Source organism: Janthinobacterium sp. DSP2-3-3, assembly GCF_049897325.1.
Taxonomy (GTDB): domain Bacteria; phylum Pseudomonadota; class Gammaproteobacteria; order Burkholderiales; family Burkholderiaceae_D; genus Janthinobacterium.
On sequence record NZ_JAFCWA010000005.1, the window covers coordinates 1 to 23,625 of the forward strand.

Below are 23,625 nucleotides of genomic sequence, written 5' to 3' on the forward strand. Positions count from 1 at the left end.
TTCGACAGGTACGGCACGCCCCATACCGTATTGACCCCATCGTAGATGCCCACCGACTGAAACCATGCCTGGCCGGCCGCCGGTGCGGTCGTCGGCTGCGCCACCCAGGCGCGTGTCTCTCCCCAGGTGCCGACAGCGGGATAGGCGGTGCCGGCGCGGGATGCCGTCGCTGGCGTCAGGTTAAGCGTGAAGGCATCCGCCAGTGTGTAGGCGATAGCGACCGATGCACCATTGGTGCCATTGGCGCCGTTGCTTCCTGGTGCCCCGTTCGTTCCTGCATAGCCGATTGCCGCCACCGTTGCGGTCGACCAGTTGATCGGCGAGGTGGTGGCGCCGGCGCCGTCGACCAGATTGACCGCGCCTTCGTACAGCGTATATCCCAGCGCTGGCGCCGCCGGCTTGGTCGCGCTCCAGCCCGTCACCGGCACGGTGTTGTAACTGGCTGTCGCCCATGTCCAGATCGCGCTGCCCGTGATCGTCGGCGCGCTCGTCGCCCATTGGTAAGCGCGCGCGGTGCCACTCTTCACACCCGGCATACCCTGCGGTCCGACGGCGCCATTCACCGCGATTGATGCAATGGCGGCGTTCGCGTAGCCGACCGTCGATGTAGCGGTATCCCCCGCGACGGTCAACACCCGCGTTGCAGTGAATAATTGCAGCCCAGGCGTGCCAGGATTGGCCGGAACCGACACCGACCAGCCATCACTGACGGAATAAGTCGAATTAATGCCGGTGGCCCAGGTGTATTTCGTCACACCGCTTGGTACCGCTGGTGCCGTCGCCGCCCACTGGTACAGATATGCCGTTGCAGTTTTGCTGCCGGCCGCCCCCGTTATTCCATCGAAAGCCTTGGCAATGACCCGGCTTTGCGTGTACGTCACGTCATCATGCGAGATTTGTGCGGTCACGGTCACGGAATTCGCACCCATCGCCGTGAACGCCAGGCTGCGGGCGTTACCCGTGCCCGTCAACACACTACCGTCGGTGGCGCTCCAGGTGACCAGGCCCGGAATACCGATCAACTGCGCGCGCAAAATGATGGCCTCCGGCGAGCCGATGCCGGTTTCCGTCACACGGAAGGCCTGCGCATCTGCCTGCAGAATCAACGCCTTGCCGGCACTGGGGTCGATATTGCGCGGTATTGTGCCTTGCAACATCGCATCACGATCATTCAAAACAACACTCATACGAGAATTCCCACTTTGCAATGCGCACTTTCCCAGTTGGGCGCCAGGGAAATCACGATCCCAGGCACACCGGCTTCCATCCCGAAGCGCTGGTTATAGATCACGATGGGCTGGCCCAGCTCCAGCATCAGCATTTCCGGCAGCCCCTCGAACTCGTAGACCATGCGTGGAGACGACCACAGGGCCAGTTGGCGCGCCGCTTCGGCATCCGCATCAGCGCGGCGCAGCAGCATCGTGTCTTGCTGGGCTGGATCGAGCGTCTGGCGATAAATGGTGCGCACCGGGGCGTTCGTGCTCGTCGCTGTCAGCCATTCGGTTGCGAACAATTCCTTGTGCTGGGCGGGGATCGACGTTTGCAGGCCTGGCTGCACGGTCCAATTTTTGCAGAAACCCAGCTTCACAGCCGCAACGACCTCGGGGCGCATGGTCGGCTCCAGCGTATCGCCCACAATATGTGCCGGACGGATCTCGGTCGGCGTGCCGGGAGCCGGCAGCGCAATCTGGATCAGGCGCAGCTGGCCAAGCCGTGACAGCGCCATCTGCGCGCCGACACTGGCCGTGAGCGACTGGCAGGCGCTGATCACATTCGTGCGGCCTTGCAGGTACAGGCCGACGGGCTGCTGGTGCGCAGCGTCGAATGCCGCCAGGCTGGCAATATCCAGATCGGCGCTGGTGAACCTGTCGGCTGCGCTGCCGTATCCCGTGACCAGGCGCTGCACCAGCGCCGCGATGGTGTTGGCGTAGGCGCCCGGCTTGTCTCCCTGCACCGATACGGTGATGGCGCCGACCGGGTTGGCATTGAGCGTCAATTTCCCCGTGCTGTTGACCGCCACGGCCGCCACCGGCAGGCCGTTGTCACGCACCTCAAAAATACTCTCGCACGCGCCGTCATGCACCTGGTACTGCAGCATGACCGGATCGACCAGCAAGGGCGTGATGTTGTGCACCTCGCCAAAGGACAGCGGCAAAACGGCGTCGGCATTCAGCGAGCTGGCCAACTTGCTTTCAGTGGCCGGCGCGTTGAGGCACTGCATCTTATCGCGCAGCTTCAGGGCAAGCATCTCGCGCCCCTTCGGTGCGATATCAGCCACGATGCCGTTAAAGATCATGCGGAAGTCCGCCCTTGGCCAGCGCGGATCACCTATCCATGCCCGCACCGGCCGGTTCGTCCAGACGCTGCCGGCACCGAGCCAGCCGTCACGCTCGCCATTGGCGTTGCTCAACTCAATATCCCCGGTGGACAGGCTGGCCTCGCCATCGAGCGACAGCTGCTCGCTGAACTGGACGCCCGTCGACACGATGGGCTCATAGGCGAGATTGGACGGCGTGTCGGCCGGACCAGTGACGAAAACGCCAGTGGACAAATACTTGGTCGTCTCCACACCCGAGACGCGCACGGCCACCTCGATCAAAACCAGCGGAATCGCCAGCGGGTTTTTCAGCCAGGTCAAGAAATCTACATCGTTCATGCTAATTTACCCTTCATCTTTTCTGCATAAATGGGAGCCATTGCTGCAGATTTGGCACCGGCCACTTGCTTGTTGGCGGCCTTGTCCGACGCATCGTAATTTCCCAGAATGATGTCGCCGGTTTGCCTGGCCTGATCGGCACGTAAGCCCCTGAGCTCTTCGCGCGTAGCCTTGTTCTCTTCGCGCAGGGCGCGGATTTCGGCCACGAGAGCGTCCGTATTTCCGCCGCCCTGACTTGGCGCACCACCAAAATAGCGGCGCATGGCGGCCGCTGCTGCGGCATCCACCACCACCTCGCCCTGGTGCAACTCGGCCGCATAGCCGTTGAACGGCACACTGACCAGGCCGCCGGCATGGGAGCCATCGAACGGCACCCCCAGGCGGGTGGCGACACCCATCGCCGCCCGCAGCCCGGCGATGGCCTGCGCCACCGTCAGCACGCTGGCATTGACCGTGATCAGGCCCGACACCTGGGCCTTGAGCGCGTCCAGGCTGGCCTGCTGCATGTTGACCTGCGCAGCCGCATACTTCAGCGCCTCAGCATTGGCCGCCTGCACCAGGGCGTAATCTGCCGCATACTTTGTGCTGCTTGCATTCACCAACTGGGATGCCGTCAGGAATGCCTGCTCTGCGGCCGACAGGCCCGATTGCGCTTCCGCATCCCCACCCCTGGCTGCCGCCAGCGTTTTCTCGAATTGTGCCCTTGCCTCGGCATATTTCTGCTCTGGCGTCAGGGTGGACAGATTGCCGAGGGCCAGGCCGGCACTCATGCTGTTGAGGCTCGAAACCCAATTCTTCACCTTATCGAGCGCACTTTGCGCCGCCGAGCTTTCGGCTTGGTAGGCGCTGGTCAACGCATCCTTGGCGGTTACCAAAGTCTTGGCCGCCGCATCACGCTCGGAAGCCGCCGCTTTTTCCACCTGCACCTGGTCGAACAGTGCACGGTTGACGGCGGCGATGCTGGCGCGCTGGATGGCCAGCAGTTCCGATTCGCTTTTGGTCAATTCGTTCAGCTGCTTTTGCAGATCCATGCGCTCGCTGGCGATCTCGCTGGCGGTCTTGACAACAGCGGCATAGTTGCCGGTCGCGGCGGCCAGCAGATTGGTGTGGTCGGCCGCCGCCTTGAATGCCGGGGCCAAGGCCAGGAGCTTGATATACATTTCCTGCCCGCCCGTGCTGGCCAAGTCCAGGCCCAGCACCACGTCCTTGTATTGCTCCACCGATTTGACGCCGGACAGGCCCAGCTTGCTCAGCGTATCGGCCACCGTCGACAGCACGGGCGCCATCTGCTCAGCTTCCGTCAGGAAGTTTTCAGCAAAGAAACTGGTCCCGCTGGTGAGCGAGTCCAGGCTACCCGCCAGCTTGATCAGGTTCTCGCGCGCGCCAATGGTGGCCACGCCCACGGCACCGAAGGCATCCTGCGACGTGCGGCCGATCAGCTGCAGGGCCGCGTCGACGCCGGCGTAATTCCCGGCTACGCGCTGCAGGGTCGTGCTCAGGTCTTCGTTGCCGACCTTGAACTGGCCGAGACTCGGGACCAGCTCAAGCGCAATCGCATTCCCTACACCCTCAAAAAACTTGGTGACGGCGCCCAGCCTGTCGGCCTCAGTAGTGAGTCCGGTCAGGTTGATGTTGAGCGCCTGCACACGCGTGGCCAGGCTGGACGTGTCAGCGCCGAGCGTACCGGCCAGCGCGGCCGAGACATTGCGAATGGCAGCGTATGTTTCCACAAACGCATTGGACGTCGTAGCGTCGACGGCTTTTCGGTCCGTATCTTTCTTGTCGCTACGGAACCAGCCCCCCTTCTGCGTCCACTTGGCATACTCGGTACCGCTAAAGCCTGTACCGGACAGCGTGCCGGTGATCCCCGTTTCCCCATACTTCTTGTCGCCCATGCCGAAGGCGCGGTTTGCCAGGCCGCCGATCACGCCGCCCAGGGCGCCGCCGATAGCCGCACCAATCGGGCCACCCATGAAGGCGCCAGCGACGGCGCCGATGCCGGTACCGGCATTCACCGTTGAGTTGCTGCCGTACTGGCCAGAAATTGCTCGCCCACCCAGCACGCCCGCAGCAATGCCTGCAGCCGCGGCAACCAGCGGCCCAGCCGCTGCACCGGCCGTCAGCGCCGATCCAGTACCTGCCATACCCGCCGAACCATAGGCCGCAGCAGCAGTGCTGGCCTGCGCAGCGGTCAGACTCATGCCCGTACCGAACGCAGATACCGCCGAGGAGCCAAAGAGATTCCCCAGGGTGGCGATGCTGCCGCCGATGCCGGCAGCCACGCCGGAAAAGCCCTGCGTGGCGATGGTGTAGGCCGTTTTGGCGCTCTGCGCCAAGCCGGCAACGCCACCCAGGCCGCCACCTGCCGCGCCGCCAGTCAGGCCCAGGCCCTCGGCCGAAGCCAGGCCAGCTGCCCCGGTACCGGACACTGATGCACCGATATTCAGGATCCACTTCTTGATCGTCATTTGGTACAGCAGGTCCAGCAGCCCGTTTCTCAGGGTGTCGCGCAGGCGGTCGAAAGCCGACTTGCCCGAATCGAAGATGGACACGAACGTATCGTGTGCAGTCGTATCGATCGATTCCCACATCTTGCGGTTGGCTTCGATCTCGGGCTTGGCCAGCTGGTTGCTGTACCAGGTCGAGTATTGTTCCTGCAGGCGCTTCTGGGCCTCGGTACCATCACCTGCCAAAGCAATGCGCTCTTGCCACATGGCGGCGTCGATTTTTAGCAGCGCGGCAGCGCGCGCCTTTTCGTCAAACAGCGATTCGGCAGCAAAGCGGCGGTTCTCGTCGGCCAGCTGGGCGGCATAGCCCAGCGCCTTGGTCTGCGCCAGTGTGGCCTGCTCGACGCGCACGCGCGCGGCCGCCTCTTCCGTCAGGCGCTTGATCTGGTCCTCGGTGACCGCCTTGCCGGCCAGTTTTTCCTGAAACAGGAACTTCTCCAGCGCCGTCTGCTCGCGCACCGCCACCATGGCCAATTCACGTGCGTCGCTGGACTTGCCCATCATTTGGTATTCCACCGCCAACGCCGCCGCAGAGTCCTGGCGCGCCAGCGTGCTTTCCTGAATGCGCGCGGATACGTCCTTTTCTGTGGCACGGGCCTTGGCGATCTTTTCCTCAGCTGCCAGCTCGTCCAGCGCCGCGCGCGCCACCCCCAGGTGCGCGTCAGCCAGTTTCAGCTTGCCTGTCTTGATTTCCTCTTCCAGCTTGATGCGCAGCTTCTGGCTCTCGGTCGCATCGACGTCGGTGGCGTTCTCCAGGCGCCCGGCCTCGATCTTCTCGCGGATGCTGGCGATCAGGGTGGCATAGGCCTGCTCTTCTTTCTTTAGGCCTGCAGCAGCGCCCTTGTCGGCGTACTTCAAATTGATGCGACCCAGGATATCGGCGTACTGTTCAGCGTTCAAATTGCGCGATTTCAAGTCGGCGATCTCGGCGGCGCGCTGCTCTTCGCGGGTGGCATAGGTCTTTTTCCACTCGTTATAGGCTTCGTTGCCCGTGACCTTCGCAACATCGGCCGCGCCCTTGGTAGCTTTTGCTTGCTTTTCAAGCAACTCGTTAATTTGCTTGTTCAACTCAATACGCTTGAAAATCGCATCATCGTTGCTGATTCCTGCAAAATCACCAGTACGCGCATTGAGGTCGCCCATCCTTTTAGTAGCCGCCTCCAGCTGCTTGATGATGGGCAGCTCTTTTTCCGCCTGCTGATTGGTCAGACCAAGATTTTTAAGCTGCAGCAGGTTTTGCTGCTTATCGATCTGGGTATCAAGGGCCTTGATGATCCTGGCATGGGCCTCTTCAAAAGATTCTGCCGCTTGTTCATTGGCTGCTTTGGCTTTTTTTCCGAACACCTCCCATGCCAGGGCTGCAGTACCAAGAAGCAGGATAATCGCGCCGATTGGCCCACCCAAGAATCCGATCGCTTTGGACGCAACACCGGCGGCAGTAATGCCTGCGGCAGTGACGCCATTCAAAGCTGCTTGGGCGGCGGCCTGCGCTGCCGTTGCCGCTGTAAGTTGCGCAAGAGCCGCAACCTTGGCGCGGTCAAGCGCTGCCGACTCTACCAGATACGCCGCTCGCAACGTTTCTGCGACCGCAAGCTCTGCCGTTGCCAATCTCAGTGTGCGAAGTGCAAAACTCAACGCACCGGCCGCACTGGCAGCAGAGATTGCAGCTTCAGCAGCAACAATGTCGGCATTTGCCGAGCGCAACCTGACAAGCGTAGCCTCATGTGTGACTGCAAGACCGGTGATGGCTGCCTGCGACTGCGCCACAAGAGTAGTAGTTCTTGCCATTTCGGCCTCAGCCGCTGCTACCGTAGCCGCTCGCAAAGCAATGCTTGCCGATACTTGCTGATACGTCTTGGTCACCCAGGTTGCCAACCACGTACCGATTTGATACGCCGTCAGGGTTTTAAGGATAATTACCAACCCTCCCAAATTTTCAGAGAGCAACCGGATTGCACCGGTGATCATCGCGACGGTGCCATTGGCCTGCGCTTGGATACCAAAAAACTCCAGCATTTCATTCTTGAGAACAGTAAAGGCGCCCGAAATCGTCTGGATATTCTTGCTTTCCTCGCGCAACGATTCCAGCGCCTTCGGCAGCACTGTGGCCATGATGTTGGACGTGATCAGCCCCTCGCCTGCCATCGCCTTGAGCGCGCCCACCGGCAAGCCCATGCCGTCAGCCAGCGCCTTCATCAGGCGCGGCGCCGCCTCGTTCACGGCGTTGAATTCTTCGCCGCGCAGCGTGCCCGATGCGAACGCCTGCGACAGCTGCAGCTGGGCCGACGCCGACTCGGTCGCCGTGGCGCCGCTCACGCGCAGCGCCAGGTTGACGGTCTCGGTGATGGCGGCAACTTGCTTTTGCGTCGTCCCGAGCTCGCGCGTCCCGTTGGCAATTCGGGCATACAGCACCCCCGTGCTGGCCAAGTCCTGCTGCGAGGTTTTCGCAATGCGCTTCACCGCCTCATAGGAAGCGGCATAGTCGGCAAGCGACGTCGACGCCAGGCGCAACTGCGCCGTGAACTTGGCGTATTCATCTGCCATCTTGATGATTTCGGCCAGACCGGCGCCGATGCCAATGCCCGCCAGCGCCGTTTTCATGGCATTGGCAGCCGCATTGATCCTGTCTTGCGTCTCGGTGACGACACGGCGCGCCTGGGTCATGTCGGACTGCAGCCGTGCAATATCGGCGCGCAGCCGGATTTCCATATCGCCAACAATCATATTTTCCCCGTTACACGAACCGCGGACTGGGCGGCTTTATCTGTTGTTTGAAATCTCAAGCGCAATCGAATCGAACATGTCAATTACATCGAGTTCCCAGCCTGTCAGCCGAACTCGATACACGTCCTGATATGCTGCGATTTCTTGAATGCTGATCGGCTCCATGCCATTCATGGATGCAGGCCGGCCCAGCCGTATAAACACGTCCCAGATCGACCGGCCCAGCGGCGGCCATTCGATCTGGAGGCGAGGGTCAACCTTGCCGGTGTTGGCGGCCAGCCGCCGCAAGTGCGTCCTCAGACTGGCGCCGTCACCCTGCCGCGCCGCAAGCTCGTACTCGGCGCGGCAACACTCCGCTAGGCTTTCGCGGAGTCCTTGATAAAAAGCTCGGTTTTGCGCAGGCCAGCCAATGCCTGGGCACGCAACCATTGCTTTTTCGGATCGCTGTACAGCTCGCGCGCGGCAGCGGCCGAGAACGGTAGCGGTGCGCCGCCCTTGGTCAGATTCCAGCCGAGCGTAGCCGCGACCAGATAATCGGTCTCGTCGGCAATGTCATCAACCGGATCGCTCGACGGTACCTTGCCGGTCTGCGAATACTGGGTGCGCAGCTTGCGCGTGCGCGCCAGGTCGATGCGCTTGCGCGACTCGTGTTCTGCACTGGCCAGGATGATGTGGGAATCCGTCGGTTCTGCGGTGACCGGATGGGTCAAGACCAGCGTGCCGGTCGGGATGTCCTCATAGTCGTTCAGGTCCAGTTTGGCGATCAGGGCGGACATCAGGTTGCTAGGGTCTTGGATTTGGTCTTGGGTGTTCATGGGTTTCTTTCACGGGTAGATAAAATGCCCAGCCCAACCGACGGGCCTGCGAAGGCGCCGACGGCCAGACCGCGCTGGTGGTGCGGCGATTAAGCTGCTGAGTCTTGAATGGCGATAGTGGTCAGATCGGTGGCCTGCGCAGCGCCGCCGGCAAGGTTCAGCAGCGCTTGGAATGGGACGGTTTGAGTGATCGTCTTCTCGCCATCGTCCTTCGAGGCGCCACCGACCTTGATGCGGCCAATGGCGAATGTGATGAAATCGCTCGATGCGCTGTTGTCAGCAGTAAATGCCGCGTAGAGGCTGATTTCGGTTTCGTCGTAGAACGCATCGCGCAGTGCAGTCGAGTCGAACGTCGCGGTGATCTGGCCGGTGACCAGTACACGTCCGGCCGCCTGGAAGGAGACAGTATTCGAACCGACCGTCGGCTCTCCGCTCTGAGCCGATGCAATGTCGATTGTCAGCCCGGTAACGTTGGCAATCGTGGCGCCCGCCACCCGCAACACGCCGTTGACCGCGGCCATCGTGCCGGTGGTAGTGATCGCACTCGGGCTCGCGAAATACTGCGCGGCGTTGGTGACGGAGTCCTTGCCGGTGAATTCAACATTGCACGTGGCCATGCCGGTAGGAGGAAGTGAAAGCGCGATTTTCGACACTTTACAGCCACTGAAGACCTCGCTCGTCGGGACGTCCGGATACCAGTGTTCGATCGAAAACGATTTATCGGTGTGTCCGCTTTGCGGAATCATCGACTTCTTGCCAACCACAGTTACGGTGGCACTGGCGATGGGGCCCTCTGCGACCAGCGGCGATGCGTTCAGCACCAAGCCCGTCAGAGCCAGTGCGGTCACTGCGGTAACCATGATGTTTTTGTTAATGTTGGCCGCGTTGAATGCGCCGGCCGTCAGGCGAACAACGTCGCCGATTTTTACTCCGTCGGTCAGAAAGCTGCCGGCGGCTCGCGTGAACGTGTAGGCGCCGGCTACGCCGCCGACGGTGATCGAGGCGCCGGTGATCGGTGCCGTTGCAGTGAAGTTTTTTTTCAATGCCGCTGCCATGAAATCCGAATAGGTTTTGGCCGACAGTTCACCATTAATGCTTCCCGCCACTTTGCGCCCGCCATGGCGAAAATCGGCCATCTGGAAATCCGTCCGGATCTCGGCCGATTGATAGGTGTCTTTCGTCATGTCGAGCGACGACGAGACACGCCGGATCGACTGGCCGGCAGCCGAGGCCGGCAGCACGCCGTACGTCAATTCTTCCTTGTACGTGACCTGCTTATAAATTCCGCTTGCGGTACCCATATATTTCCTTTGGACAAAAAAACCCGCAAGCGGATGCATTGCGGGCTGGTTAAAAAAATCTGACGGCTGCTAATTCGGTCGATGGAACGTCACCATGTAGTCGGTCGACTGGCAGTGGATAGCATCGTCGTATTCGAGGTCCGGGCCATCCATATCTATCAGGACACTGACCACGTCTACCCCGGAGAGGTTGCCGCGCTGGTAGTTGCACGCCTTGCGCACGGCCTCCAAGATTTTCTTGGTAGTACCGTAGTAGCCCTTCGCGTATGCCGTCACCTGTACGCGGCTCGTGACGAGCGAGGACTCAGCTTGCGCATCGATGGCCCCCAGAGCCACGGTGCCGATGTGTTTGATGCCGATTGCTGGCAAGACGGTGCCTTGCTGGACCGTACCGGCAACAATCTTCGCGGCTTCAACCAATCCCACCAGCGGCGCATTCCCAACAAGCAGCGTGCGGATCGCCTTGACTGCGCTCATTCGGTTTCTGGCGCCGGTACGTTGATGCCCTCGGCAGTCAGGCGCTTGCGGATCTGCGCGCCCACGGCAGCAATGGCAGCGGCGGGTTTGGTATCGAACGCCGGGCGCATGAATGGGTGCGGCTTGGCGCCTGGATGGTCTACCACCATGGCGCGGGTCTGGCCAATGACCAGGGCGCCCTTCTTCTTCGGCACGATCTTGTGCGGCTTGGTGCCGAACTCGACCATGTGGCCGTACCAGGCGCGCTTGTTGCCCACGCGCACGGATGCCGTAACCTGGCCGCCCTTTGCCTTGGTGACCACGCGCACGCTGCGGCGCAGCTCGCCGCTGTCGACGGGAATGTTTTCGCGCACCTCGGCCTTGAATACGTTGGCGCCCTGGCGTAGCGCCGAGCGCATGATGTTGCGCTCGATTTTGGCCGGCAAGGACTTGAGGAAATCGTCCAGCGCCTTGCCGCCGGTGATATTGCGGTCGTCAGCCATCATTGCCCCTAGGTTGAATATTGCTCAATAGTCATTTCCAGCCATTCCCGGCGGCCAATCTCGGCCGGGCCGCCAACGATCTGGAAAACCACGTCGGTTTCACCATGCAGCGTGATGCGCATGTCGGAGGTGATGCCGCGCAGGTAGCGCATGCGCAGGCGCGCCGGGCGCGTGGCCACGGCCAAGCCTTCTTGCACCGTTTCGGATTTGCTGGGCAAGGCTTCCTGCACCTGGGCCGGTACGCGCGTGGCGAACGGCGCCCAGCCGCCGGGCTGCGGCCCATACTCGCCCTCGACCATGCCCGGGCGCTCGATGGTGACGCGGCGGTCCAGCTGGCCTGCGCGCATCAGACGCCATTCCCGATGCGGTGCGGGCGCAGCAGCTCTTTCGAGCTCAGCGGCAACCGCGCCACCGACACGGCCAGCACGCTGTCCTCGCGGTTCTCGTACATGTCGCCGAAGATCTTCAACATGCCGAGCTTGATATCGTCCTCGATTACCATCGGAAATTCGCCGGCGGTACCGGCCGTGATGGCCGCATCCATGGCGGCAAAGTCGACGAACACCTGGCGGTTCAGGTAGGCCAGCGCGGCGCGCTCAGCGGCCGAAAGGATCAGGCCGATCACGGCGTCCTCATCGTTGCCGACGATGCGCTGGTAGCCCTTGGCCAGTTCAGGTGTCAGGAACATGATTACTTGTCCTTTTTCTTCGACTCGACCGGCTCAGGCACTTCGAGCACTTCCAGGCTCAGCGCCGCGTCGACCAGCTCGGGCGGGCATTCGTCACCTGGCTGGAACGTTTCGGGGTAGATTTCGCCGTCGCGCACGCCTTGAAACACTTTACTGAAAATCATGATTTTTCCTTTCAATAGCGGCCCCGGGCCGGGGTGGACCGGGGCGTTACGGTTATGCTGAGACCTTGAGGGCTTTGATGGTGTCGGGGTTCAACAGGCCACCGCCGACGCGCTTGGTGGTGTAGAACTGGACGTAAGGCTTTTTCGAATATGGATCACGCAGCACACGGACACCCATACGGTCGACGATCATGTAGCCGCGACGGAAGTCGCCAAACAAAATCGGCGTACTGTTTGCCGCTACCGCCGGCATGCCGGGCATCGTAGTGATGGAGTAACCCGACAGGGTTGCAGGCTGGCCTGCCTGCATAGACGGCTGCCACAGGTAATTGCCTTGGCCATCTTTCATTTTTCGAATCGAGCCTTGCGTCGTGCGGCTCATGATGAAGCGCGCCTCACCTGTGTACTCTTCAGGCAGGGCGTGGATCAGATCGATGATGCCATCCGAGGTCAAGGCGGCCGCCGAGCCGCTGGCGACGGTTTTAATGTCGCCCCACGGGTGCGCCGCCGCATTGGCGCCGCCGGTAATGTAGGTCAGGATGCCGGTTGGCTTGTCGGCGCCATTACCAGACAGGAATGCAGCGCCTTCCTGAAGTGCAAATTCACCATCGACTTCGCCGGCCAGCCAGGCCTCCAGATTAACCTCGGCATCGTCGAGCATTTGCTGTGTTGCCGCCGGGTTGGCGTAAATCTCACCAGGCTTGTAGGTCAAGCTGCCGAACGTTGGCGTATTGGTTTCTGGGCGCGCAGCGGCCTCACCCACCCAGCCCGAGGTTGCGCCGCGGTTGTTGAACAGCTTAGTGAAGCTGTCTTTCGACGTCGGCTGCACGAAGCAGATACCGCGCATTGGCGATACCACCAGCAAACGATTGGTGATCGTACGATCCCATTCGGTTGGCGCCAGAAAACCGCCTTCTGGAGCAGCGCCTTTGTTCATGCTCGCTTCGACGGTGCCACGTTGCATGTGGGACTGGAAGGAATTGGTATATTCCTTGTCCTTCAGGGCCGCGCCGCCGCCATTCATTGCGGACGCCGCGATCTGCTCGTTGGCCTTGTCGACAGCCGCCTGCAGCTTGGCGATATCGGCGTTGATGTTGTCCACCTTCAACGCCTGCAGCGCGTCGGCGTTGCCCTTCTTGATTTCGTCCAGCTGCTTGGTGTGCTCGGCCTTGAAATCATGGAATGCCTTGTTGACGCCTTCGATCAGCGCATTCACATCGCCGTCGGCGCGCACCGCCACGATGCCGCGCGGAACGGGTTGGCTGGCCTGGGTAGCGTGCGCCGCCAGGGCGCTGGCGATCATCGCCGTGGCGATGCTGGTCATCATTACTTTTTTCATTATTTGCCTTTCATATTGTTGATCAGGGTTTGCAGTGACGCTGCGACTTCTTTGGTGCCAGCGCTCGGCGTGGCGATTTTTCCAGCAGCGCCCGGCGTGCCAGAAAACAGGGACTTGATGGCTTCGCGGCGCACGGAGCGGGAATGCCCCGCCCGGGCCATGGCCGCTTCCACCATCGCAAGATATTTCGTGTCGGCGCTGGCCTCGGGATCGTGACCCATCTGCTCGCGCGCCAGGATGCCGCTGGCGAATCCTTGCTCGACAGCCTGGGCTGCGCCCAGCCAGCTTTCCTTGTCCATCATGGCGGCCGCTTCCGCCGCGCTCAGCCCGGACCGGGCGGCGTAGACGGATGCCATGGCCGCATCGAAGGGCGCCAGCTGCTCGGATGCCTTGATCATGTCGTGGCGGTTGCCGATCGCCATGGCCCAGGCGTTGTGGATCATCAGGAAGGCGCCGTCACCCATCAGGATCTCGTCACCGGCCATGGCGATGACGGACGCGGCCGAGGCGGCGATGCCCATCACCTTGACGGTGACCTTGGCCTTGTGCTCGCGCAGCAGGTTGTAGATGGCCACGCCCTGGAAGAAGTCGCCGCCGGGCGAGTTGACGTTCACCGTCACGTCGCGCGCGCCGATGTTGCGCAGGGCTGCGGAAATGCGCTTGGTGGTCACCCCCTCGCCGTCGTACGACTCGCCGATGCGGTCGTAGATGGAAATGGTGGGGCCGTCGTCGTCGGCCGCCGCGCGGATGCCCGGCTCCCAGCGCTCGAGCGCGTCAGGGCGCATGTCGAACTGGATGTTGCCCAGGCCCTGGGCGGCGTTGATTTCAGGCAGTTTTAACAGGGTCATTGAGTGTCTTCGCTTGGTTGGCGGGCGCGCGCAGCTCGTCTGCGCCCGTGTCATTGGAACGGGCCAGGTCTTGCAGATCGCGCACTTCGTTTTGTGTCATCCACGGCGCGTGGCCGCCGCTGCCCAGCGCCTTGGTAAAGAATTCGGCCTGGTCCTTCAAGGTGCCGCGCAGCAGCGCGCGTTCGTTGAATTTGGCGCGCAGCTTCTTGCCGTCATCTTTCGACAGCAGGGTGCGCTCGATGCCCTGCTCCCAGATCGTGAACCAGTGTTGCAGCGAGAATTGGATGAAAAGGATGGCCAGCTGCTCGATGCCGCTGCCCCAAGATGTGTCGTCCATCATCAGCAGCGGGCGCGGCACGCCCATGGCGCGGGCGATTTCCTCGATCTGGTGGTTGCGGTTTTCAATGTGCTGAGCGTCGGCCGCAGTGGTTGCCCACTGCTCAGCCTTCAGGCCCTCTTCCAGGATCATCCATTTACCAGCGTTCTCGGCGCCGGTCTTGTCGTTGATCGAGTCTTGCAAGCGGCCAAAGGCCTTGTCGGTAAGTGCGCCAGCCGCCGATAGTGCGCCGCCGGCCATGACGCCGTTCTTGAACAGGCGCGCTGCAGCCTTCTCGGCCTGCTGCGCGATGCCGATGGCCTCATGCGCCAGGCGCACGCGCGACAGTCCCGTCACGCCGTCTTCCGACAGGTCGCGCAGGTGGAATACCTCTTCCGCTGGCAGCGGGATCTGGCTGCCATCCTTGCGGGCGAACTTGTAGGTCATGTTCCAGCTGTCATCCAGTTCTGCCGTCACGCGCTTCGGACACATCGGGATCAGGCGCAGCACCTGGCCTCGCGACCAGATCACGCGCGCGTAGGCATTGCCGTGCATCATCACGCGCAGCTGCATCAGCGCCTTGAATTCGTAGGCTGTCTGCCAGCTGTTCGGCTTGGCTTTCAAAATGTCGTAAAGCGGGTGCTCGGTGGCATAGCGCTTTTCATCGCCGCGCTCGACCAGGTTGAGCGGCAGCATGCCGATCGATTCCGAGATCAGCGTGACGCAGCGCAGCAGGGCCATGTTCTGCAGCGCCTTCGACGCATTGACGTAGGCGCCCGACGCTGTGCCGCTACCGGTGCGCATGAAGGCCAGCAGGTCGGGATCATCCAGGCCGGCAAACAGGTGTCCGGTCGACGCCTGGATACTCGGCACCACCGGCGCTGCGGCGGCCGGCGCCGGGACTTCGTTCACATCGCTTGGGCGTGACTGTGCCTCCGGCGCTGCAGCTGTCCGGAAGAAATCTAAAAAGCTCATGGGTTATACAGTCCTTATACCGCGCGATTCGTACACCGAGCCACATTGCGCCGGCGGATTCAGTTCCATCAGGGAGACGGCGTCGAAGGTCGCCATCAGCGGGTCAATCTTGGCGGAGCCGCTCGCCTGCTTGGTAATCAAAATGGCGTTGCCTCGCGGCTCGACCTTGGCATTGCCCACGCACCAGGCCATCATCGGCTGGCCGCCGTGTTCGATCACGCCCTCGGCCAGCTTGCGCTCGGTGGTCTTGATCGCACCGCCGAGGCGCCAGCCTTGTGAGATGGCAACGATCTTTTCCTGCGGCACGCCGGCCTCTACCATCGCATCGAGAATGGCGCCAATGCCGGCCGAGTCGGCGCCCACCTTGTCGAGCAGCCCGGATTGCTCCACTTGCAGCACGGCCGCCGCCACCTGCTCGACGTCCTCGCCGATGCGCTTGACCAGCACCAGGTCGCCCTGCTTGGCGAAGTCTTCAAAGCGGGCGGCTTCGATTTTTCGCCGCTCCATCACCGAAGGGTGCGCCCATGCCCGAGTCCACAGCAGCCAGCGGCGCGTCTCGCGCTCGCGGCCGATCACTGCCAGGCCCAGCAAGTCGTCCAGGCCACCGCCATCGATGCCGACGGTGGCAACCTCGCTGCGCGCCAGCAGCTCGTCCAGGGTCAGCGCCGGGCGCAAGCCCTGCTGCTCCCAAAATTCGGCGCCAGGCCAGCGGTTCGACATCAACGCCAGGCCGATCTGCACATTCAAGTGCTTGGCCAGGAAGCCGCGGAACTCCACTTCGCCCTTCTCCTGCGCCTGGCGGAAGCCTCGCTCGATGAATTCCTCGTCAACTGATGTGCCCATGTTCGGGTTCGTTACATAGGCGTTCGCCACCTCCCGATGCGCGCCGGCCTTGAGCATGTGCTCCGGGAACTCGTACAGAACCGGGTAAAACGCTGGGTCGTGAATCCGTCCATCGCGCACACCGCGCGCATACAGCAGCCGCGACAGGAACGCGCCAGCCGGCGGATCGTCCGACTGCGTCGTGGCGAAAATCACGAAGCCCTCGGGCCGCGAGGCCAGGCCGCCAGTCGCTTCCAGCAGCATGGCGTCGGCGCGTGGGTTCTTGCCGAACAGCCATAGCTCGTCGACAAACACGCCGATCGCCTTCTTGCCTGACACCGTCTCACCGTCGGCGGCCACCACCTTGAGCGTGGCGTTGGTGGTCAGGTGCGTGATGGTGCGGATATGATCCTGTACCTTCAACAGCACGGCCAGTTCGTCATCGGCGCGGATCATAGCCGCCATCGGCTTGTAGCTGTTGTCGGCCACCTCTTTCGTTGGCGCTAGGACGATGTATTCACCCTCCAGCCGCCAGTTCAGCAGCAGCGCCGTGATCATGATGCCGGCGGCGATGGTCGACTTGCCGTTTTTCTTGCTGATCAGGAGCATGAACTCCTTGATCAGCCGGCGCCCGGTCTCCGGATTGTACGCACCGAAGATGGCTTCTACGAACTCGCGCACCCAAGGCTTGACCACCTCGCCCATCTTCGGGCTGCCGGGCGCATCCACCATGCGCAGCTCGGAAAAAATCGCCCATGCGGCAGCAGCCTGGTCAGGATAGAGCGGCGGGCATGGCGTCAGCGGCCGGCCAGCGACTATGCGCGCTTCCCAGTCGTGGCACGCCGTGGTCCACTCCGGATAGGGCGTCATTTACTGCCACTGGCCACCAGGCGGGGCGGCGCTGGTGGCAAGCCGAAGCGGCCGGAAGCAGCATTCTGTGCATCGACCAACTTCTCTTCCTTCTTGCCCGCGTCACCTTTCTTTTTGTGCGTGTATTGCACAGCTGCTATCGCAGCCCTCACCTGAGTGGTGGTCGCATCGACACGCCCCAGCGCAATCTCCTGCAACAAACTCAACATATCCGTGTCCGGATGCTCGACGGGAGCGGCCTTTGACCGTTTAAGCGCGCCACCATGCGGCTGCGGCTCCAGATTGACGTCAACTGCCGCCTTGCCCGCCTCCAGGCATTTTTTAACGTCTGCGTCTTTAACAAGCCGCGACCCTGCAGCTGACGCGGTGGCGGCGCTGTACCCAGCCGCGATAGCCGCGTCTCTATTGGAGAGGCCGGCTAAAACGGCATCGGCGAATCGCCGCTTTTTGCCTGTTAAAGCCATTAACATTTACTCCAAAGGGAAATAAAATCTGCGCGTGGGAGAGGACGCGGTCTAGGTCGGCGAGAGGTCGGGAACTTTTCGCCCCCCCTCCCCTGATGTTGCATTTTTGAAATATTTCTTTTGATACATGTTGCTACTTTGCAACGACATAAACATTTCTTTTTTGAAACATTCCATAATGTTGCTTTGATGCCATCTATTCACCCCGCCAATGGGCCGCCTCTTCGCGTTGCTTGTCTACGCTGTGATGGGTGCTGCACAGCGACTGCCAGTTGGCCTTATTCCAGAACAGCACCTGGTCGCCACGGTGTGGCTCGATGTGGTCGACCACGGAGGCCATGGGAGCATCCAGGCCCAACTCAGCACAACACAAAATGGCCGTGCTTGGCACCATGTCACGGATCGCCGCATAGACGGGCTCACGCAGGCAGTACACGCAGAACGGGTGGCTACGTAAATGGCCGGCGCGGGCCTTCTGCCAGGCGTAGCCGTAGCCGCGCTTGGTGCTACTCGTTTGATCCGTGCGCCATGAGCCAGGCTGCATCATTGGCGCACGTGCGCTGACCTGCTGAAGCCGAGGCTTCAACGCTTGCAGACGAGACATCAAGCCGCCAGCAATACTGCACCATCAATCTGAGCCTGATCTGCCATCGCCACACCATTCTGATGCAGGGTGTCCGCATACAAACCAAGCGGGTTTGCAAGCTCATACGAGCCGAAACGTGATGCGTGATCAATAAGCGGCAGGCCCTTTGCCAGCGCAACGCTAGTGACCGCATCCCAGTACGGTTGGACCAGAGGCGGTGCCGCTCTTGGCCATGAAGCCAGGCTCGCTGGTAAAAATGTGCTGAGAATGCAATTGCTCCCGCCCATCTGCACGTTGTCCACAATGGTAGTGAGACGCTGCGAGTACGTGGCAAGGGCCATCGCACTGTTGGCATCGTTGACGCCGATATCGAGAATGACGACGTCGGGTGTCATCACGCCAAGCTTGAAGGGCTGCGTGCCCTCCCATGGATAGGTGTTGTAGATCAGGTTGGCCACGCCGCCACCGGAATTTCCAAGCGTCCACACCGAAATCTTTGGCATCGTCGAGTCATAGCAATCGCAGCCATAAACGAACACCCCAGAGCCCAGCGCCACGGGCATGAACGTGATGGTATTCGCGCCGCGCGGAAACGTCACGGTCTCCTTCTTGATGCTCTGCGCCACGTTGGCATCTACGGTCTTAATGACATTGCCGCCCACGCTGATCGTGAATGAGCCGAAGCCTGGGCGCGTCAAGTAATAGACGTCCGCCGTGTCGGTCGGGTTGTCAGGAGTGAACGTCATTGCATTCAACGTTGTCAGGTTCGAGAACGCGATGCCAAAACCCGTCCACTGTACGACGTTGAAAGCGCCGCTGTTGGTCCAGCCCGCCCCCATGGTGATGCGTGGATCGTATTGGGGCGCAGTGACGCCTACCGAATTGATATTGCCGTCGCAGAAGAAACTGTCGGTATGGGAAGGCAGGCCCCGCGCATTCAGAAACGCAGCGAGCTGCGCCGCCCTGTTCTTGGCGCGGGCTCCGACAAAATTGGCAGCACCAGCCGCACCGAATCCTGTAGTACGAGAATCCCCCATCAGGGCAATAACTCCACGCCCAGCCTTCGACAACACGCGGGCTTTCGCTACACACCATTTCCGCATTCGAGAGGGATTGAAGTTCAAGACACCAGCTGGGCCGCTGGCCGGCAGAGGAACACCATCATTATCAACAAGTCCAGCCACGCTTTTTACAATACGTGGAACACCAAGCGCGGCATTCCCCACACTTGCATCAACACTTCCGATCGAGCATGTCATCAGGAAGCGCTGCTGGCCGGAATACGGCCCGATCGGTGCAAGTGCGCCGGTGCCGATAGTCCATGTTTGCAGGGGTGTGTTGCCGCCTGACGGGTCTAGTCGATGGACCTTACCAACAGCGCCCACCGCACCCGACACATAAAGAACCTGCCCCTCAGGCAAGAGCGCCGGAGCTTGCTCGGCCGCACGCAGAGTCAGCGTTCCCACTGCAATCTGCGGTGCCTGTAGGCGCAGGCCGGGACGGGTGACGAAATACTCAAATCCACCCGTCAGGTCTGCCGACGCTCCCTTCGCCTCGATCATGCCCGCCTCTGTGCTGGTATCGAAGGTGGCAATGGCGCCGACAGGGCGTTGGGCATAAGGCTTCAGCAGGCGGACGGTCATGGAAGTAGCTTTCTTTCAGTTGGTTTTACTTGCGGCACAAGGGCGGCCGTCGCGCTGGCAGACAAGCCCGCCACGCCGTACCCGTTCGCGCGCAAGATTTCCTTGGCGCGTTCGGCGTCAACGACATGCTCGACGATGAGTCCAAGCGTCTTGCCGTCAGGTTCACCAACAGCGCGGACAATCATGTCCCGGTAGTGGCGCGGGTTCATCGAACACCTCAAATAAAAAGGCCGCTGGCGCACGATTGCGGTCAGCGGCTAAAGCCAGGGAAGGCGGAGAAAGTGGAGTTCCAAACAAAAAAGCCTGCGACCGGGAGGTGGCAGGCTTCAATATTTCCGGGCGCAGAAAGTCCCGATGAACGAATCTTACACCGCCTGCGCGGCGTGCGCAAGGGTCAGCACGCGACGCGGCCCTTGAGTATTTCGTACAGCCTATGCACTGCCTGGTCAAACATGGCGTCGAACTGGGCGCGCCAGACGCAGCGCGTGCTCAAGCCGAAGTTCATCATCACTGCCTCGCGCAGCATCACCGGCAATTCCCAAACTGCCGTGTGCACCTCGCGCACCAAGCGCTTGTTCACCTCGATCTCCATGTCTTCGAAGGAGTGTATGCGCGCATCGGGCGCGCCTATGCATTGCCGTGGCGCGCCCTCTGCCAGCGGCTCACTGGTCTGCATCCAGTCAGCCCAGCGGTCGAGCAGCAACAGCACGTTATCGTGGTGCTGCTCCAGCACCGTGCGTGGCCGAATCGATGGAAGTGCAGGCCCGCGCGCGGCAGGCGCGAGCTGCACCGGCGCGGAAACTGGTTCCACATAGTCTTCAAAGATCACATCAGGCACTGGCGCGCTCTTGCCGGCCCATCCCAGCGTAATTTTTTCTCGTTGCATGTCAATCCCTGTTTGGTGGTGCTGGAAGTGTTCTAACCGATGATTCACAATAATCATGAAAGTGAGGAAATATACGGTGTTGCGGGGTGGTCTTCGCCACTTTCCCGCCAACGTTTTTGCCTCTACGCGTCGAGGTGCATGATCTTCAGTCCCATCTTTTCCGCGATGTGGCGTTCGAGCCGGGCGCCGGGCGAGTTCCACCAGCCTGGCAATGTGGCCACGCAATCTACTTGCGCGACTTGGGGAACACTCATGCGCATGTAGCCCAGCCAGCTGCCGCATTCCGGCGGCGGGTTCTCAGCTGGATTAATGACCTCATGTCCAGCAGCGCGCAGGGCAGCCGCTGCCTTGTGGAACGCAGGGTAGTTTTGGTCGGGAAGACCAGTCATCGGGCCGGCAACGTAGATTTTCATGGATTCCCCTTATCGCCTGTAGGCATTGAGTTGGCGGGCTTCATGAAAACAAGCCAGTGAGTCATACCGCTCCTGCCGGATACCTGCCCAAATAATGGCGCGCAAGGTGTGAGCGCCAAGACTTCAGCCAACTTCACCTGCGTTTCATTCCACTTGAACACCAATACGCCGTGCGGCTCCAGTACCCGGAAGCATTCGACGAAACCAGCGGCAATATCCGCGCGCCAGTCCGGCGAAAGCTTGCCGTACTTCGCCGCCAGCCAGCTCTTTGGCCCTGCCCGCTCCAGATGCGGAGGATCAAACGCTACCAACTTGAAAGTGCTATCTGCAAAAGGCAAATCACGGAAATCAATCAACGTGTCCGGCTCGATACGCAGCGTGCGTGTACCATCAGGGCGGTGCGTACGGTCCGTTACGACCAGCGTTTCCGAACGCTTGTCGCCAAACACAGCTCGCCGGTCTGCTTTGTCGAACCACATCATGCGGCTGCCGCAGCACGGGTCAAGAACCATCGGCACATTCACATATTCGCTCTGTGCGCCCGCTAGTAGGTCAATGCTGCTCATGCTGTTCATTCTGCTTGCTCCAAAAAAGTGATTTCGTTCGGCTGGCGCGGCGTCGCGTCGCCCATCAGGTAAATAATTGTCGAGATGCCGCCGCCCATCACCTGGGGATACATGCTGTGCAGGTGGTGCTGCTTGCCGGCGAACAGCACGGGCTGGCAGGTGTAGAGCGCGCGCAGCAGGGCGCGGTCGCGCTTGTACGCCGCCTCGGCCGGGGTTTCCGGCGCCGGTACTGGCCTGCGCGCGCTCACGGCGTCACCCGTTTGAATTCGATAACCCACACCCAAGGGTTTGCGGCCCAGCTGCCGGCGCCATTGATGCTGTCCCACAGCGCGCGATACATGGCGATCGCCATCGACTCGCCAGGCGGGTTGGTCAACTTCATGCCAATGGCCGACGGATTCAGTCCGATGCCCTCGGCAACGGCGTCGGCATCACTGCAGGCGTTCAGCCGCTCGACGCGTACCGCCACGATCTCCAGCAGGATGCGGCTGGCCCAGCGCGGCATGTGGATGCTGGGCGTCCAGCGCGCTGGTTTTCGCGTCGTCGGCCGCTGCGGAAGCGCGGTGCCATCAGCGCGGAAGATAGGCCATTCCTCATGTCCGTTATCATCCAAGCAGAATGTCTCGCGCACATAGATGCGGTCGCCGGGCTGGCCGTGTGGACAGCTTAAAGTCTTGCCGGTGCGCGTGTGCCAGATCACCTCTTGCAGCGGGACCTCTTGGCCGGCTGCTGTGAACCCGCCGTTTTGGCCGCCGATTGTCGATGCCTGCCACTCGCCCAGACTGTTCGGCGCCGGTGGCAACTTGATAACGCGTCGCGTCTGCGTCTTACTGTCGTCCAGCAGCGCGCGCACCATCGGCGCGCTGAACAACATCGGGCACTCCTTCACTGCCAGTTTGCCGGTTTTCTCTTCCAATTTACTCTCCTGCGGTTGGTTCGGCCGGCGTCGATTCGGCGCCCGAATTGCCATCAACTGATGACTGATGATAATCATGAAGATGTGTATCTATGCGGCTTTGCGGGGTGGCTCCCGCCACTTTCTCGCCACGCCCAAAACCGATTTTCTCGGCGATATCGTTCTGCGCCTGCGCCGCCGTGTCCCGGTTTTTCTCCAGGTAGGCCATGGTGGTCATCGGCGACTTGTGGCGCATCACCGCCTGGATGGTCTGGATCGGCACGCCCTGCTCCGACAGCATGGTGGCGAACGTGCCGCGCAGCCTGTGTGGGGTGATGCCCTTGATCTTGCAGCTCAGGTTGGCTGACTTCATGGCCTTGCGGGCGAAGCCGGGCGGGTGCTGCTGGGCGCCGCCGCGCTTGCCGGCGATCAGGCCCTCCACCTGGCGGTGCGGTGCCAGCTGCTCGACCAGCCAGGCCGGTACAGGCACGGGCTCGGCCTCGCGGCCCTTGGTGATGCCGGGCGTGTAGGTGGCGCGCTGCCAGTCCAGCCATTCCCAGCGCGCGCCGGCCGCCTCGGACTCGCGCAGGCCGAGGCCAAACATCAGGCGGATGGCCGTGGCAACCGACGGATCGGCACGCGTGACCTGGTCAACTGCGGCGAACCATTCGGCCACGGCCGCGATCGGCAGGATCGAGCGTGGGCGCTTCTGCACCTTCAGCATGCGCACCTGCCATGGGATTGACCTGATCAACTCGCGCTTCACTGCCCAGTTGGCGATCAGCTTGAGCACGCGCAGCCAGTGGTTCGCGCTGGCCGGTTTGTGGTCGACCAGGTGCAGGTTGCGCGCCAGCTCAACGTGGCTGGTGGTGATCTGGTTCAATGGCAGGTCGCCCAAGTCGTAAAAGTGCAGGCGTGCAGTCGTTTCCACGCTGCGCTGGTGCGCGGCGCTGCTGATCGGGCCGTTCACCTCCAGCCATTCCTGCGCCATGGCCGCCAGCGTGGGCACGACCTTGCCGCCATTGGTCAGGATCAGCGCCTCGTCGTACGCGCGCTGCGCTACCGCGTTGGCTTTCGCTTTGCTGCTCTCGCGGGTGCTGCGCTGCACGCGCGCGCCAGCGATCTGGAAGCGGTAGTGGTAATTCTTGGCCTTGCCAGCCCGGAACAGGTGAAAACTCATTCGTGTCT

General features: G+C 61.6%; 24 protein-coding genes and 1 pseudogene. All 25 read right to left on the bottom strand.

The annotated features are described in order from the left end of the window. Positions 1 to 1,187 (bottom strand): annotated as a pseudogene (locus ACP7DE_RS11230) (hypothetical protein); the annotation flags it as partial. Then, the gene (locus tag ACP7DE_RS11235) at positions 1,184 to 2,638 is read right to left on the bottom strand and encodes a hypothetical protein (RefSeq protein ID WP_426072186.1); all 1,455 of its coding nucleotides are present in this window, start codon (positions 2,636 to 2,638) and stop codon (positions 1,184 to 1,186) included. The gene ACP7DE_RS11235 and the pseudogene ACP7DE_RS11230, both read right to left, overlap by 4 nt. A gap of 14 nt (positions 2,639 to 2,652) precedes the next feature. Next, complete coding sequence (locus ACP7DE_RS11240; protein WP_426072187.1) at positions 2,653 to 7,887, bottom strand: tape measure protein; 5,235 nt, start codon at positions 7,885 to 7,887, stop codon at positions 2,653 to 2,655. A 36-nt stretch (positions 7,888 to 7,923) separates the two neighbouring features. Next, positions 7,924 to 8,175 (bottom strand): phage tail assembly chaperone, encoded by a 252-nt coding sequence (locus tag ACP7DE_RS11245; RefSeq protein WP_426072188.1) that lies wholly within the window; start codon positions 8,173 to 8,175, stop codon positions 7,924 to 7,926. Between the two features lie 68 nt (positions 8,176 to 8,243). Next, a complete protein-coding gene (locus ACP7DE_RS11250) occupies positions 8,244 to 8,702 on the bottom strand; it encodes a hypothetical protein (protein WP_426072189.1) in 459 nt (152 codons plus the stop codon). An 89-nt stretch (positions 8,703 to 8,791) separates the two neighbouring features. Beyond that, complete coding sequence (locus ACP7DE_RS11255; RefSeq protein ID WP_426072190.1) at positions 8,792 to 10,003, bottom strand: phage tail tube protein; 1,212 nt, start codon at positions 10,001 to 10,003, stop codon at positions 8,792 to 8,794. A 69-nt stretch (positions 10,004 to 10,072) separates the two neighbouring features. Then, positions 10,073 to 10,480 (bottom strand): hypothetical protein, encoded by a 408-nt coding sequence (locus ACP7DE_RS11260; protein WP_426072191.1) that lies wholly within the window; start codon positions 10,478 to 10,480, stop codon positions 10,073 to 10,075. Continuing rightward, on the bottom strand, positions 10,477 to 10,965 hold the full coding sequence (locus ACP7DE_RS11265; RefSeq protein WP_426072192.1) for an HK97-gp10 family putative phage morphogenesis protein: 489 nt from the start codon (positions 10,963 to 10,965) through the stop codon (positions 10,477 to 10,479). The genes ACP7DE_RS11260 and ACP7DE_RS11265 overlap by 4 nt, the downstream gene beginning before the upstream one ends. A gap of 5 nt (positions 10,966 to 10,970) precedes the next feature. Beyond that, complete coding sequence (locus ACP7DE_RS11270) at positions 10,971 to 11,309, bottom strand: head-tail adaptor protein (protein WP_426072193.1); 339 nt, start codon at positions 11,307 to 11,309, stop codon at positions 10,971 to 10,973. Continuing rightward, positions 11,309 to 11,650: a head-tail connector protein gene (locus ACP7DE_RS11275; protein ID WP_426072194.1), complete on the bottom strand. Its 342-nt coding sequence runs from the start codon at positions 11,648 to 11,650 to the stop codon at positions 11,309 to 11,311. Before ACP7DE_RS11275 ends, ACP7DE_RS11270 begins: the two co-directional genes overlap by 1 nt. A gap of 2 nt (positions 11,651 to 11,652) precedes the next feature. Further along, positions 11,653 to 11,814 carry a hypothetical protein gene (locus ACP7DE_RS11280; RefSeq protein ID WP_426072195.1) on the bottom strand — a complete coding sequence of 54 codons (162 nt, stop codon included), beginning with the start codon at positions 11,812 to 11,814 and terminating at the stop codon, positions 11,653 to 11,655. Between the two features lie 52 nt (positions 11,815 to 11,866). Continuing rightward, positions 11,867 to 13,153, bottom strand: a complete 1,287-nt coding sequence (locus ACP7DE_RS11285; RefSeq protein ID WP_426072196.1) for a phage major capsid protein — start codon at positions 13,151 to 13,153, stop codon at positions 11,867 to 11,869. Then, positions 13,153 to 14,001, bottom strand: coding sequence for a head maturation protease, ClpP-related (locus tag ACP7DE_RS11290; RefSeq protein WP_426072197.1), 849 nt, complete (start codon positions 13,999 to 14,001; stop codon positions 13,153 to 13,155). The genes ACP7DE_RS11285 and ACP7DE_RS11290 overlap by 1 nt, the downstream gene beginning before the upstream one ends. Continuing rightward, complete coding sequence (locus tag ACP7DE_RS11295; RefSeq protein ID WP_426072198.1) at positions 13,979 to 15,229, bottom strand: phage portal protein; 1,251 nt, start codon at positions 15,227 to 15,229, stop codon at positions 13,979 to 13,981. The genes ACP7DE_RS11290 and ACP7DE_RS11295 overlap by 23 nt, the downstream gene beginning before the upstream one ends. A gap of 66 nt (positions 15,230 to 15,295) precedes the next feature. After that, positions 15,296 to 16,984: a terminase large subunit gene (locus ACP7DE_RS11300; protein WP_426072199.1), complete on the bottom strand. Its 1,689-nt coding sequence runs from the start codon at positions 16,982 to 16,984 to the stop codon at positions 15,296 to 15,298. Continuing rightward, the gene (locus ACP7DE_RS11305; protein WP_426072200.1) at positions 16,981 to 17,454 is read right to left on the bottom strand and encodes a terminase small subunit; all 474 of its coding nucleotides are present in this window, start codon (positions 17,452 to 17,454) and stop codon (positions 16,981 to 16,983) included. Before ACP7DE_RS11305 ends, ACP7DE_RS11300 begins: the two co-directional genes overlap by 4 nt. A 190-nt stretch (positions 17,455 to 17,644) precedes the next feature. Continuing rightward, complete coding sequence (locus ACP7DE_RS11310; RefSeq protein ID WP_426072201.1) at positions 17,645 to 17,995, bottom strand: HNH endonuclease; 351 nt, start codon at positions 17,993 to 17,995, stop codon at positions 17,645 to 17,647. A gap of 56 nt (positions 17,996 to 18,051) precedes the next feature. After that, positions 18,052 to 19,677, bottom strand: coding sequence for an SGNH/GDSL hydrolase family protein (locus ACP7DE_RS11315; RefSeq protein ID WP_426072202.1), 1,626 nt, complete (start codon positions 19,675 to 19,677; stop codon positions 18,052 to 18,054). Next, positions 19,674 to 19,886 (bottom strand): hypothetical protein, encoded by a 213-nt coding sequence (locus ACP7DE_RS11320; RefSeq protein ID WP_426072203.1) that lies wholly within the window; start codon positions 19,884 to 19,886, stop codon positions 19,674 to 19,676. Before ACP7DE_RS11320 ends, ACP7DE_RS11315 begins: the two co-directional genes overlap by 4 nt. A gap of 185 nt (positions 19,887 to 20,071) precedes the next feature. Continuing rightward, positions 20,072 to 20,563 (bottom strand): hypothetical protein, encoded by a 492-nt coding sequence (locus ACP7DE_RS11325; RefSeq protein ID WP_426072204.1) that lies wholly within the window; start codon positions 20,561 to 20,563, stop codon positions 20,072 to 20,074. A 122-nt stretch (positions 20,564 to 20,685) separates the two neighbouring features. After that, complete coding sequence (locus tag ACP7DE_RS11330; RefSeq protein WP_426072205.1) at positions 20,686 to 20,976, bottom strand: DUF4406 domain-containing protein; 291 nt, start codon at positions 20,974 to 20,976, stop codon at positions 20,686 to 20,688. Then, on the bottom strand, positions 20,973 to 21,542 hold the full coding sequence (locus ACP7DE_RS11335) for an SAM-dependent methyltransferase (RefSeq protein WP_426072206.1): 570 nt from the start codon (positions 21,540 to 21,542) through the stop codon (positions 20,973 to 20,975). Before ACP7DE_RS11335 ends, ACP7DE_RS11330 begins: the two co-directional genes overlap by 4 nt. A gap of 5 nt (positions 21,543 to 21,547) precedes the next feature. Further along, the gene (locus ACP7DE_RS11340; RefSeq protein WP_426072207.1) at positions 21,548 to 21,790 is read right to left on the bottom strand and encodes a hypothetical protein; all 243 of its coding nucleotides are present in this window, start codon (positions 21,788 to 21,790) and stop codon (positions 21,548 to 21,550) included. Then, entirely contained in the window at positions 21,787 to 22,458 is a 672-nt protein-coding gene (locus tag ACP7DE_RS11345) for a hypothetical protein (RefSeq protein WP_426072208.1), read from the bottom strand. The genes ACP7DE_RS11340 and ACP7DE_RS11345 overlap by 4 nt, the downstream gene beginning before the upstream one ends. Position 22,459: 1 nt before the next feature. Beyond that, positions 22,460 to 23,617: a tyrosine-type recombinase/integrase gene (locus tag ACP7DE_RS11350; RefSeq protein WP_426072209.1), complete on the bottom strand. Its 1,158-nt coding sequence runs from the start codon at positions 23,615 to 23,617 to the stop codon at positions 22,460 to 22,462. Positions 23,618 to 23,625: the final 8 nt, after the last annotated feature.